Source organism: Puniceibacterium confluentis (assembly GCF_007923445.1).
Classification (GTDB): Bacteria; Pseudomonadota; Alphaproteobacteria; order Rhodobacterales; family Rhodobacteraceae; genus Puniceibacterium; species Puniceibacterium confluentis.
Window position 1 is genome coordinate 253492 of sequence record NZ_VOJI01000003.1, and the last position, 13362, is coordinate 266853.

The following is a 13362-nucleotide window of genomic DNA, read 5'->3' on the forward strand; positions in this document are numbered from 1 at the left end:
CCGGAAATGGCCATCACCTCTGCCATCGTCCTGTTCGCCGTGCTGTGGTTCCTGACCTTCCTCGTGGTGATTCCGATCCGGTTGCAGACCCAGGGTGACGTCGGCACAGTGGTGCCGGGCACCCATGCCGGATCGCCCGAAGTGCACAACCTGAAGAAAAAAGCCTGGATCACCACCGGGATCACGGCGGTCCTCTGGGCCATCATCGCCGGGATCATTCTGTCGGGAATGGTGACGATCCGCGATATCGACCTGTTCAACCGGATGGGGCCCGCTGCCACAACTGATGGAACAGATGGGTAAAGGTCGCCGCGCCCAGAATGGGGATCACCAGATTCATCAGCGGCACCGATAGCGGCATCGCCATCAGCACGCCTGCGATCCAGATCGTCAGCATATGTTTGCGGCGCAGCTGCTTTGCGCCCTCGCGACCGACCCTGCGCATCGCAGCCAGGGTAAAATATTCGCGGCCCAGCAGGAACCCGTTCAAACCCCAGAAGATGAACAGCGCTGCCGGTGCAAAGAACACGTAGAGGATCAGCGCCAGCACGTTGGCCCCGATCAACACGCCGAGAAAGCTCACCGTGTCGCGCAGCGCTTCCCGGAACGGCACCCGCGTGACCGGTGGCAGGTTCGGATAATGGCGATCCTCGACCGCGTCGGCGACGTCTTCCAGAAACATCGAGGTTATGGCCGAGGCCACCGGCACCATCAGGAAAACCGACAGGAACAGCATGAAGAACAGCGACCCCCAGCTGAGCAGATCATTCAGCCAGGTCACCGGCCCCAGGATCGGCAGGGTCGCATCCTCGCCCACCAGCCAATGGATCAGCCCGATAAAGCCGGCATAGGCGCCGACGAGCAGCGCCAGCGTCAGCGCGATCCCCAGCATCAGCACCCGGCGGAAACGCGGATCGTCGATCTGGCCGACCGCCTTGAAGAACGCGCCCAGGATCATGTCGAAACCCAGGTGACGATGGCATCCAGATCCGGTCGCGGGCGCTCTGGCGGTTCGGAGGTTTCCGTGCCCAGATGGATGAAGCCCGCCACCCGTTCGTTTTCGGCAAGATCAAAGGCCGCCGTGACAAACCCGCGGTCGTGCCCGACCCAGCCCGAAAGCCAGTTCGCGCCCCAGCCTGCTGCCAGCGCCGCGTTCAGCAGCGCCAGACAGACAGCCCCGGCAGAATAGGACTGCTCGATCACCGGAACCTTGTCTGATGCACGCTGAACTTCGATCACCGCAACGCACAGCGGCGAGTCGGCGAACTGCCTGCGGCCCTTTTCGGTCTGATCGTGATCAAACCCCAGCTTCTCGCCCTGACGTGTGGCAAGACCGGCCAACCTGTCCAGCGCGGCGCGTTCCAGAACAATCAACCGCCAGGGTTCGAGTTTGCCGTGATCCGGGGTGCGGGTGGCCGCCGTAAGGATCGGCATCAGCGCCGCACGGTCGGGCGCCGGCTGGCGCAGCGTCTTGGACGGGCGGGACCGGCGGGTCAGCAGGAACTCCAGGGCGGCAGGATTTGGGGTTGGCATGGCTGTCTCCTAGGTGTTTCTGCCTATCTCATTGCGATGCCGCCCACATTCAACTGCCAATCGCATCGCCGCGGCTGCAAATCGCCCTTCGGACCGGCGCTGGCAGACAGGAGTGCCCAATTGATACCTCGTGCACCACGCTCTGTCCGGCGGCGGCGGCGCGCACACAGTCCTATCCGGAATTCGAAAAGATGAGGGACGCCGGGCAGACACGGGCAGCGGCCTAATCCTTGCGGGAGTAGACGCCCTCGGGCAGTGAAATCGCCGCCGCCAGATCATGCATCTGCGCGATCGACATGGTGATCTTCTGAACTGTGTCCGTGCGCGGATCATATTGTTCGATGGTGATGCATTCCTCGAAAGAATTCACCACGACATCTTCCTGCAAGGGCGTTTCGCCCTCGTCCACCAGTGTCACGACCGTGGCATCAAATTCGTGTTCGATACTAAACATATCGACAGGTTAGCGCCGTCCAGGCGCCTTGCCCAGAGCCTCGCGTGCCGGGACGCGAGGATTTTTGCCGCCCGGCAGCACGGCGGGCCGCGCGCGCCCGTGTCCTCGCTACGTCGGCGGTTTTCCGGCACGGGTCCGGGCTGTCCGCCAGACAATGAGCAAAAAGTGACTGGTCCCCGGCGCGGCGCCCCGATACGCTGCGAGTGTAAAATTCGGAGCCATAATGCGCTGGTTGATCCCCGTTCTTCTTTTCGCCCTGTCGGCCTGCGAGGTCGTGCCCACCGTGCAACCCGCGCCCGGACCGGCGCCATCTCCCCAACGCAGCGAAAGCCAGTCGTCCGGCGTATTGCGCGGACGGGCGGAACAGGCGGCACGCACCTTTGTACAGGTGGTGCAGACGGTCGAACCCGTCGCTGAAAGCGAATGCCGTCGGGTTGCGCCCCGAATGAACTGCGATTTCCAGATCCTGGTGGACGACCGCCCGGGCCAGGCGCCCAATGCCTTTCAGACCATTGGACCGGACGGCCGGCCGATCATCGCCTTCAACCTTGCGCTGATCGCGTCGGTCGAAAACGCCGATGAGCTGGCCTTTGTAATGGGTCATGAGTCTGCGCATCACATCATGGGCCATCTTGCGCGGACGCAGCAGAATGCGGCCGTCGGCGCCGTGATCTTTTCCGGCCTCGCGGCGATGAGTGGCGCCAATGCCGACAGTGTCCGTTCGGCCGAGGAATTCGGCGCCGCAGTGGGGGCACGCTCCTATTCCAAGGATTTCGAGCTTGAGGCCGACCGTCTTGGCACCATTGTCACCATGCGGGCGGGCTTCAATGCCGTGCGCGGGGCGGCGTTCTTTACCCGCATTCCGGATCCCGGCAACCGGTTTCTGGGAACCCACCCCCCCAATGCGCAACGCATTGACGTGGTCCGCCGCACTGCCCAAGACCTGTCGTCCGGGATGTAAAGCCGCCAGAATGGCGCGCGAATGACCGGGGTTTTCTGCTGCGTCGCCCCTGAAATCAGGGCGACGCCCAGCAACCATGGCGACATCAGTCCACTTCCATTTCACGCAAAGATATAATTATTTCTCAAGCCAAAGGCGCTTGAAGCCGTTATCCTGACAAAACATTTGCGGGAATGACGGGCGTTCCGTACAAATATTAACACATAGTTTACGACATACTGCTTTGGCCCGCCCTTCGACGGCATCATTACAGCGGAGAAATTTTATGGCTGATCCTCAAACGAATGCCTATTCTGCCTATGCTCAGATTGCGCAAAAGCTTGGAAATGACCTGGCTCTTCTGGCGCTGGGACTGAGTGAAGCTCCCAGCAGGCCATCGACAGGGGCCTCGACCAACGGACCCGAAGCTGATTTTGTCGCAACCCAGGTCCCAAGCGCCTCGAACCCGTTCAGCTCTGCTCTTGCCGCCCCGAGGGTGGTCGACGGGATGGTCGCAATCGACGCGTCTTCTGTGGACGGTGACATCACCGGCCTGCTGGGCGAACTCGAGGCCCTCGGGCTCGAGAACGGATCGACCTGGGGCAATACGCTTTCTGGCCTGATGCCGGTTGATCTGCTCTACAAAGCTGCGGGAGTTGCGAACCTCAACCAGGCGCGCGGCGTGATGGCGCAGACAAATGTCGGCCTCGTGGACAGCCAGGCCGACGCCTCGATGGGCACAGATGTTCTGCGCGGTCTCGAAGGCCTGGACGGAACCGGGGTCTCAATCGGGGTGCTGTCAGACAGCTTTGACACCAATGGCACGCAGCAGGCCGTGGACATAGCCTCTGGCGACCTGCCGTCGGGCGGCGTGACGGTTCTGACCGATTTGCTCGGCGGCTCCGACGAAGGCCGGGCGATGCTGCAACTGATCCACGATGTGGCACCGGGATCCGATCTGCTGTTTCGCACCGCGTTTCTGGGACAGGCGGATTTCGCCAACGGCATCCAGGAACTGTTCACCGCCGGGTCCGACATCATCGTCGACGATATATTTTATTTCGCCGAACCTTTTTTCATGGATGGGGTCATTGCCCAGTCCGCGGACCTGGCGGTGCAGAATGGCGCCATGTATTTCACTGCGGCCGGCAATTCCGCCAACAATTCCTATGAGTCAGCGTTCAACGATTCCGGCCTCACCGTGAGCTATGCCAACAATCTGGCTGTGCCGGTGGTTGGCAAGGTGCATGACTTCGACCCCGGTGCCGGTGTCGATGTCACCCAGCAGATAACCATTCCTGGATTCTCGACGTTCTCTTTGGGCCTGCAATGGGATGATCCGTTTTCGTCGGTCAACGCCGCCAGTGGCGGTGCGGTCAGCGACTATGACATTCTGTTGACGAGTACTTTGCCGAGTACAATATTCGTCAACGTCTCCAGCTCGGTCATCGGCGGTGATCCGGTCGAGGTAACATCCATTACGAACAACGGCGCGAGCGCAGCCGTCGCCAACCTTGTCATCACACATGTCAGTGGTCCGGCGACGAACCAGCTGAAATATGTGATGTTCCGCACGGGCGGCACCACGATTGACGAGTTCAGGACGGATTCGAGCACTGTCGTCGGTCATTCGAATGCGAACTCGGCGATCAGCACCGGCGCCGCCTATTATGCGCAGACGCCAAACTTCGGCGTCACGCCACCTTTGCTCGAAAGCTTTTCCTCTGTCGGGAACACACCGATCTATTTTGACGATCTCGGCAACCGTCTGGCTTCGCCCGAGATGCGCCAGGGCGTCGATCTGGTCGCCCCGGACGGGGTCGACAACACCTTCTTTGGCAGTGACAGCGACGGCACCGGCTTTCCCAACTTCTTCGGCACCTCGGCCGCCGCGCCGAACGCTGCGGCCATGGCGGCGCTGCTGATGCAAGGCTCGCCGTCCGCCACCCCGGGCGATATCTTTACCGCCATGCGCGAGACGGCGATCGACATGGGCCCGGCGGGTCTGGATTCCCTGTCCGGCGCGGGTCTGGTCGATGCCCTTGCCGCCTTTTCTGCGCTGAACCCGGGCATTGCACTCGATGGCACCCCAGGACCGAACCGGTTGATCGGCACCAACCTGAACGACACTCTCAACGGTCTTGGTGGCAATGACATCCTGATCGGACTGGGCGGCGCGGATGACCTGAACGGCGGCGATGATGTGGACACCGCAGATTACAGCGCCTCGCCGGGCGGCGTCACGGTCCTGCTGGACGGCGGCACCGGGCTGGGCGGCGATGCAGAGGGGGACACCCTGATCGGCATAGAACGCGCCATAGGCTCGATCCATGACGATGTGTTGACAGGCGACAGCAACGCAAATCTTCTGAGTGGCGGCGGCGGCGACGACATCATCGACGGCAATGCCGGCACGGATCTGCTGCGCGGCGGCCCCGGCAGCGACACGATCCGCGGCGGCATCGGCAACGACACCCTGGACGGCGGCGCCGACGGTGACGATCTGGACGGCGGCCCGGGAATGGACGAGCTGGATTATCGTGGTTCGCCCGATCCCGTACAGATCGACCTCGGCCTGGGCGCGGCGTCCGGCGGCTTTGCCCAGAACGACACCATTTCGGGTTTCGAGTACATTCTCGGATCCGCCTTTGGCGACATCCTGAACGGCGACTCGGGCATCAACCGTCTGGTCGGCCTGGGCGGTGACGACACCATGAACGGCGGTCCGGGCGACGACCTGCTGCGCGGCGGTGTCGGCGCCGACGATCTGGATGGCGGCGACGGCACTGCGGATGTGGTCGACTACTCTGATTCCAACGCCGGCGTTTCTGTCGATCTCGGGCTGAACACCGCAAGCGGCGCGGGCAGCACGGCCGACGGCGATACGATCTTCGGCTTCGAGCGGATCTATGGTTCCCGCCACAATGACAGCCTGACCGGGAACGACGGCGACAATATCCTCAAGGGCGTTACCGGCGACGACACGATGAACGGCGGTCTGGGCAACGATCTTCTGCGCGGCGGCCGCGGAATCGACAATCTGTTTGGCGGCGGCGACAACGATACGCTGGATGGCGGCCGCGGTGGCGATCTGCTGGATGGCGGCGACGGGGCCGGTGACGTTCTGGATTACCGCGCTTCGGCGGCCGCCGTCACCGTGAACCTGGCGCTGAACACGGCCAGCGGTGCCGGCAGCGATGCCGCAGGCGACACCATCTCGAACTTTGAGGCCGTGTTCGGATCGGCCTTCGGCGACACACTGACAGGCATCGACGGCGGCACGACGCTGCTTGGCTTTGGCGGTTCGGATGTGCTGATTGGCGGGAACAGCAGTGACTTGCTGCGCGGCCATACCGGCAACGACACGATGACCGGCGGTCTGGGCAATGACACGCTTGACGGCATGGGTGGTACGGATGTCGCGGTCATTGCCGGTTCGGTCCTGGATTTCTCGTTCGTTCTGGGCACCCTGATGACGGTGACCGACACCAACCCCGCCGATGGCGATCAGGGGACGGATCAGGTCGACAATGTCGAACTGCTGCGCTTTGACGATCTGGATGTCACTGTCCTCACCAACAACGCGCCTCTGGTCCTGAACCAAACGACAACGCGCAACGAAGCGGATGGTCTGATGACCATAGACCTGCGCACGCAGGTGCGCGATCTGGATGGCGATGCCCTGTCGTTCAGCGGCATCACGCTGGGGCGCGATTCCGCGCTGATCCCCTTTGGCACACCTGCGGACGGCGTGATCAGCATCGACCCTGCCACGCTGGGGCTGAACCTGGGCGATGACCTGACAGTCAATTTCCAGTACCAGGTCACCGACGACAGCGGCAGCCTGGCGAACAACTCCGCGATGGGCAGCTTTGACCTGCACATCATCGGCGCGGATGACCCGCTGCCGGATCCGCCGGAAGCAAATGTGGCCCCTGTCGCCACACCTGTCACGCTTTCCGCCAACGAAGTGGATGGCGATGTCTCGATCCTGCTCGACACCTTTGTATCGGACCCGAATACCGGGGACGTGCTGACAATCACCGGTCTGACCACGGATTTTTACTCTGGTGTTCCGACTAGCTTAGCCATGCCCTTCAGTTCCGGCAGCACCACGGAACCGGGCGCAGCGCTGACCTTCGCCACAGCCGGCTTCGGACTGGACACCGGCGATGTCCAGCTGGTCAACCTGACCTACACGGTCGAGGATGCCCTGGGCCTGACCGACACAGGCACCATTGCCCTGACGCTGACCGGCGATACCCAAAACCTGCCGCCGGTCCCGACGAGCACCGAGATCCCCCTTACGGTGATCACCGACCTTGTCGGCACACTGACCTTCGAAATCGACATGAACACGCTGGCAACCGACCCGGAATCGGACCCGCTGATGTTCACTCCCGGCGATTTTGTCATTGGAAACGATGAGGCCACCGGCACTCCGATCACGATCCCCTATACCTATGATGCACCGACATCCGTGGTGACGGTAACCTTTGCGGATCTGGGCCTGACAGATGGTCAGAGCCTGCCCGCAACGCTGCATTATGTGGTCGGAGATGGCACCACATCGGTCAACGGCTCGGTCGGGTACATCTTCGAAGATCCGCTGGATACCCCCGTGGCACCGCAGGACACTGTGCATACCTTCGACTTTGAAGGCTATTCCGATGCAGAGACGTCAAGTATCCCGGTTACCGAACTGATCCCATTCAGGATCGACGGGGTGGCCGCCGTGATAGAAACCGATGAACTGGCGACTGATCCCGATCGGCGCATCGATCCCGCCGGCGTCCTCGCCGGGCAAACCACCCCGGCAGGCGACAATGTTCTGCTGACGTCGTCCGAAGTTATCACCACGACAACCCAGCCCCCCAGCGAGACTCCGGGCGTACGCCCGGATCCGGTGACAACCACAACGATCGGTGATCCTTTCACGTTGTTGGCACCGGATTCGACGGTGGGAGTGTCCACAGTTGTTTCCATCTTCAACACTGTACCCGGGGTTGGGTCGGCGTTTGACCCCGCAGATTATGGTTTCGGGACACCGTTCAATGTCGACAGCACCTCGCTTGGCATCGCCAGCGGAACGGATGTGCCTGTGACCCTGGCGGTCTACAGAGCCGAAATTGTCGAGACTCCGCTGGGCAACGGTACCAGCGACTACTCAGCCGAAGCTGTCCTGGTTGACACATTCGAATTTGTGCGCACTGCCGGCACCGCGCCGCTGCTGCTTGATTTCAATGATCCGGCGACGTTCGCAGCCTTCGATACCACCCCCGGCGACCTCGCCACGGTGGATGTGTTCGACAATATCTTTGCCTTCACCCTCAGCACACCGGACAACACACCGGTGCTGCTGGATGATCTTGTCCTGACCCAGCCTGCCGACGATTTGCCGATCTGATCTGCGAAGATCAAGCCGGACTGGCCAGGTGCGCCCCTGGCCAGCAAGTGCCCCAAGCAGCCCGAGACCTTCGCCGCCGGGACTGCGCGACTTGATGCGCAGCTTTCGGCGGCCGACGCGGCAACCTCCACACAAGGTCACGCCCACGCCGACCCGTCAGGTCCGCATGGGCTGCAGCCGTGAATGCCGACGCAATTCAAAGGGGGATGCGGGGATGCCACCCCGCAACCACTCGACCGTCTCGGACGGGTCTCAGCGGGCGCGCAGGTTCCGGGCCGAATTCTTGATCTCGGCATACTGGCCCGACGGCCTGTAGGGCCAGAGGTACTCGGGCAGCACCGATTGCAGCGCTGTCGGTTGCAGACCGAGATCCGCAAACCCCTTTGCGCCCTCCGACACAATATTGTCGTGCCGCAGGTTGCGCACCTGATCACGCGTGATCATCTTGTTGGATATCAGCCCCAGCGACATGGTCTGCAGCAGATCGAAACCGGCTCCCATCAGGCGGGCGACCGGAAACGGGATGTTGAGCACGAGTTTGCGCCGCTGGATCACCTCCAGCATTTGCCGCATGAGATCACGGAAGCTCGCGACATCCGGCCCCCCCAGTTCATAGATCCCCGGCGCCGCAGCACCCGTGACCCCAAGAACCGCAGCCCTGGCCACATCGTCCACATAGACCGGCTGGAACCTTGTCGCCGCGCCGACCACGGGCAGCACCGGCCCCAGACGCGACATCGCCGCGAACCGGTTGAAAAATCCATCCTCAGGCCCGAAAATGACCGAGGGACGCAGGATCACCGCGGTTGGAAAATGCTCCAGGACCGCCGCTTCACCACGGGCCTTGCTGCGGGCATATGCGCTGTCGGAGTCGGGATCGGCGCCGATCGCAGAGATCTGGACCAGCCGCCCGACACCGGCTTCGGCGGCGAGCCGCGCCACACGCGCCGCCCCCTCTGCCTGCACCGAGTCAAATCCATTCTTGCCGCTTTCGGCAAGGATGCCGACGCAGTTCACGACAGCGTCCGCCCCGGCCAGGGCAAGAGCCACCGACGCGTCGTCCCGGATATTGCAGAGAACAGGTTCAACCTGCCCCACCACACCGTAAGGGCGCACAAAGATCGCCTCGTTCGGGCGCCGGACGGCGACACGGACCCGCCAGCCTTCTTTCGCCATGCGCCGGGCAATATAGCGCCCGACAAAACCGGATCCGCCATAAATGGTGACGAGTTTGGACATCGGCTCACTCCATGCATGCTTGCCCCTGCTTAACGCTCCGGGCGAGGTCAGGCAAGATGCTGCATCGCCGCGCATATTTCCTGATTCACCCCGTTGACAGTGCTGCGCGGCATCAGTAAATGAGCGCTCACGACACCTGCCCAGGTGGCGGAATGGTAGACGCGCTGGCTTCAGGTGCCAGTGGCCGCAAGGCCGTGGAGGTTCGAGTCCTCTCCTGGGCACCAAAATCCCCCCCAAAAATCAATATCTTGTGATTATAAGGGGGGTTTTTTGATATTTTGATCTCTCAAACTGCCACGGAAACCGCTCCACTCTGCCCCCGGCCGGCATCCCGACCAGATTTCACGCGCTGAAGCTGTGACAACGGAGAGCGGAAGATCGTATCTGCGGGCAAAAAGTGCGTCCCAACGGGCTGTTTCTTGATGAAGCGCTCCTCTCGACGAAAGCTTGCCAAACCCAAGCCACCTTCGACAACAGCACTGGCCCGCTTCAGACCTGATCTTTCCGATTTCTATACGCTGCCTTCTGTCAAAAGGCGCGCCGACGCTTGAGCCGCAGAAGAAATTGGCGTCGGCACGCTTTCAATTGGATGTCTACGCCAGTCCCCGGGCATTTCAGCCCTCAAGATGACGGCGCGGATGGTAAGCGCCGCCCTGGATCTACATTGAAGAAGGTCGTCGATCAGGCGCTCGGCTTCCGCAACGTCGATGACTTCGGTGGCGGCGCGGATGTCAGCGACGATGGCCGCCGTGCAAATAGTGCTCATCCGCAACCCAAACTCGTCTTAATACCCTCTCCGATTTCCACCCGCATGAAATCGATGAGGATCTCCAGGTCACGCAAAATGGCGCGGTGAGCTAAGCATCCGCATGCAAGTGGGGTTTCACTGCATCGGCAAGCGCACGTCGTTGCGGTGGCAGTGACGGGGTGAAGACATCATGGAGCTGGTCACGCGCGATGCGCGCCGGGGGTAACCCCCCGATAAGCCGCGCGGCAACTTGCCGCCGCGCAGCTTCGTGTCAGCTGGGGTAATTGCCCTTCACCCGCTCTTTCGTCGGATCAAAATGCGGGAAGCGGGAAACCGTCGCCTTCAGGCGCTTCTGGTCCCCATCGAGCCGGCCGATTTCCAGCGGGGTGCCGAGTTCGGCTTGGGTCACATCGACCCGCGCCAGCGCGATGACCTTGCCCAGGATCGGTGACTTCATGGCCGAGGTGACGACGCCGATCTGGGGTTTGCCGACATGCACGCAATCGCCCGGGGTCGGGACGATGCCACCCTCCAGGTCCAGGCCCACGAGCTTCCTCTGCGGGTTGGCCTTGCGCTGTTCCAGCGCCGCGCGCCCGATGAAATCATCCTGCTTCGACTTCAGCGGCACGGCAAAGCCGATGCCTGCCTCCATCGGATCAGTCTGGTCGTCGAATTCCGACCCGGCAAAGATCAGTCCGGCCTCGATGCGCAGCATGTTCAGCGCGGCCAGACCCAGCGGAATCATCCCCATCGGCGCGCCCACATCCCAGATCGCATCAAACACCTTTTCAGCGTCCTTGGGATGGCAGAACACCTCATAGCCCAATTCACCGGAATAGCCGGTGCGGCTGACCACCACGGATGGCCCGTGAAAATCGCCGATCCGTGCAATCGCCAGTCGGAACCACGGCAGTTCCTCGACCGTGGGCTGCTGCGGCGGGGTCCAGATCACCTGCTTGAGGATGTCGCGCGAAAGCGGGCCCTGGACGGCGATATTGCAGTGATGCTCGGTCGAGGAACGGACCCAGGCATTCAATCCCCGCTCCTGCGCCTGCTTGCGCAGCCAGAGGCCGGACTGGTCGTTGCCGCCGATCCAGCGAAAGTTCGTTTCGCCCAGACGATAAACTGTGCCATCGTCGATCATGCCGCCGTGAGCATAGCACATGGCGGTATAGACGATGCCCCCTACCGCCAGTTTCTTGATGTCGCGGGTCACGCAAAGCTGCATCAGCTCTTCTGCGTCCGGCCCCGTCACCTCGTATTTGCGAAGCGGCGAAAGATCCATGACAACGGCCTTTTCGCGTGCCGCCCAGTATTCCTCGATCGCGCCGTGATTGGTCATCTGGTTTGGCAGCCAATAGCCGGCATACTCGACAAAATCACGGGTATGCCGGGCAAAGCAGTCGTGAAATCCGGTCTTCCTGGTGTCTTCCACGTCAGCCTCCGGTGTCTTGCGCCAGCCAATCGAGCGCTTGAAGTCTTCGTTTTCGCCGTAGACCCGGACCTGAATGTCCGTCGGGTTCCAGCCGTTTGCCGGGTCGACATCGCAGGGGCACGCGGTCGATACACAGACCAGATCGGTGAGCGCCCGAAGCAGAACGTAATCGCCGGGGCGCGAATAGGGATCGTCCATGCCGATGGCGTTGGTGTCGTCGAGCATGGTGTTGAAGAAGAAGTTGATCGCCGGCCAACCGCCGCGCGGACGGATGCCCAAAGCGCCGAGTTCGTGGTTGATGTTGTCCGAACAATTGACGTGGCCAGGATAGCCCAGGTCTTCGTAATAGCGCGCCGTGCAGGCCAGCCCGAAGGTGTCGTGCCGCCCGACAGTGTCCTGCACGATCTCGACCAGCGGCTCCTGGTCCACCGAGAAGTATTTGCTGAACAACCCCGGCAGCGGATACAGCGACCCCATCAGCGAGCGGGTGGTGGTCGGGTCAATCTCGCGTTCGATGCCCCGGTCCAGGGCGCGCAGCGAGAACGCCTGGAAGTCCGAGCATTCGCGGCCCTGCACGTCGAGGATCTGGATGAACTGCCCGGCCTTGACTTGATAGGGGTGCGCCTCGCCCGGCAGGATGTTGAAATCGATCAGCGGGTCGGCCATCGGATCGGGCGCTTTCCGCGTCTCGGCCGGGTCGGCGGGGTTTGCACGACGGACGTACAGCACCACTTCGGTCGGGGCCCATTGTTCGTGCGGTTCCATCGCGCTGCCCGGGGCACAGACGATCAGCAGCCCGTCGCGCGAGGCGATGAAATGGGCGGTATCGCCGGGGTGCGAGCCTTCGGGAAAGACGATGGCGCCGTCGGCGCGACCGATGTCGAACCCGGATTTATCAAGCGCTTGCAGCACTTTACGCCCCGAATAATCGCCCGACAGTGCGGCCTTGAGGCCCTGTGGATCGCGCCCGCCCCTTGCGCCGATCATACCGGCATCGGAGGTGCCATCGGGGGCAAAGAAGACCAGTTCTATCGGTTGCAGGCCTTCGCGGTCCTGGACCGTGATCTGGTCGCCCTTGTCGATCCGCACCGCGCGGCTGCCCCCGCCCGGCACCGGGTGCCGCTCGACGCCGTGGGGCAGGATCGGCAGGCCAGGGGTAATGACGCCCGCCCGCTCGTATGGCGTCGGAAACACCGGATGGAAATTCACGTCTCTGCCGTCCATTCGACCTCTGCCCATTCTTCCTGTGTGAGAGTTCTTGTCCGCCCGTGATGTGTCACGATCAGCTTGCACCCGCCCGGCGAGGTCGAGAAATGCTGCGATCCGGCGCGCAGGCTGACGAAATCGCCCGCCGCATAGACCTGGCCATCGCAATCCACCAACTCGCCTTCAAGCACGTAGAATTCCTCCATGCCAAGGTGGCGGTGCGGATTGCTGCAGGCCCCGGCGGCAAACATCATCAGGTAGCTGCCCTTCCCGGTTTCCTCGTCGAAAGAAATGTTGTGCCACCAGGCGTCGTCACAGACCCGATTTTCGATCGTCATCGGCTCGAAGGCCACGCCCGCGATCCTGGCAATCGTCCTGTGGTCTGCAATTGAAGCCACGT

Annotated in this window: 10 protein-coding genes and 1 tRNA gene; 5 read left to right on the plus strand and 6 right to left on the minus strand. The window is 62.2% G+C overall.

Annotated features, from left to right (window positions below; all coding sequences use genetic code 11):
- The first annotated feature begins 6 nt into the window (after positions 1-6).
- On the plus strand, positions 7-303 hold the full coding sequence (locus FOY53_RS05580; RefSeq protein WP_146586562.1) for a DUF1467 family protein: 297 nt from the start codon (positions 7-9) through the stop codon (positions 301-303).
- Here FOY53_RS05580 and FOY53_RS05585 read toward each other — a convergent pair.
- From FOY53_RS05585 to FOY53_RS05595, 3 genes are all read right to left on the minus strand, one after another.
- Positions 257-958 (minus strand): EI24 domain-containing protein, encoded by a 702-nt coding sequence (locus tag FOY53_RS05585; protein ID WP_146586564.1) that lies wholly within the window; start codon positions 956-958, stop codon positions 257-259. The genes FOY53_RS05580 and FOY53_RS05585 overlap by 47 nt on opposite strands.
- Positions 955-1533: a nitroreductase family protein gene (locus FOY53_RS05590; protein WP_146586566.1), complete on the minus strand. Its 579-nt coding sequence runs from the start codon at positions 1531-1533 to the stop codon at positions 955-957. Before FOY53_RS05590 ends, FOY53_RS05585 begins: the two co-directional genes overlap by 4 nt.
- A gap of 223 nt (positions 1534-1756) precedes the next feature.
- The gene (locus FOY53_RS05595; protein ID WP_146586568.1) at positions 1757-1987 is read right to left on the minus strand and encodes a DUF8831 family protein; all 231 of its coding nucleotides are present in this window, start codon (positions 1985-1987) and stop codon (positions 1757-1759) included.
- Positions 1988-2210: 223 nt separating this feature from the next.
- On the opposite strand from FOY53_RS05595, the gene FOY53_RS05600 reads away from it, so the two are divergent.
- Both FOY53_RS05600 and FOY53_RS23955 read left to right on the plus strand, forming a co-directional pair.
- Positions 2211-2948 carry a M48 family metallopeptidase gene (locus FOY53_RS05600; RefSeq protein WP_146586570.1) on the plus strand — a complete coding sequence of 246 codons (738 nt, stop codon included), beginning with the start codon at positions 2211-2213 and terminating at the stop codon, positions 2946-2948.
- Between the two features lie 265 nt (positions 2949-3213).
- Positions 3214-8334, plus strand: a complete 5121-nt coding sequence (locus FOY53_RS23955) for a S8 family serine peptidase (protein WP_146586572.1) — start codon at positions 3214-3216, stop codon at positions 8332-8334.
- 252 nt (positions 8335-8586) lie between these two features.
- Here FOY53_RS23955 and FOY53_RS05610 read toward each other — a convergent pair whose 3' ends face one another.
- Entirely contained in the window at positions 8587-9573 is a 987-nt protein-coding gene (locus FOY53_RS05610) for a complex I NDUFA9 subunit family protein (protein ID WP_186766519.1), read from the minus strand.
- Positions 9574-9711: 138 nt separating this feature from the next.
- Between FOY53_RS05610 and FOY53_RS05615 the strand changes: the two genes are divergently transcribed.
- Both FOY53_RS05615 and FOY53_RS05620 read left to right on the plus strand, forming a co-directional pair.
- Positions 9712-9797: transfer RNA gene (locus FOY53_RS05615), tRNA-Leu, on the plus strand.
- Between the two features lie 440 nt (positions 9798-10237).
- Positions 10238-10429: a hypothetical protein gene (locus FOY53_RS05620; RefSeq protein WP_146586577.1), complete on the plus strand. Its 192-nt coding sequence runs from the start codon at positions 10238-10240 to the stop codon at positions 10427-10429.
- Between the two features lie 163 nt (positions 10430-10592).
- On the opposite strand, the gene FOY53_RS05625 is transcribed toward FOY53_RS05620, so the two are convergent.
- A complete protein-coding gene (locus FOY53_RS05625; protein WP_146586579.1) occupies positions 10593-12980 on the minus strand; it encodes a trimethylamine N-oxide demethylase in 2388 nt (795 codons plus the stop codon).
- Positions 12962-13360: a cupin domain-containing protein gene (locus tag FOY53_RS05630; RefSeq protein ID WP_186766520.1), complete on the minus strand. Its 399-nt coding sequence runs from the start codon at positions 13358-13360 to the stop codon at positions 12962-12964. The genes FOY53_RS05625 and FOY53_RS05630 overlap by 19 nt, the downstream gene beginning before the upstream one ends.
- Positions 13361-13362 lie beyond the last annotated feature (2 nt).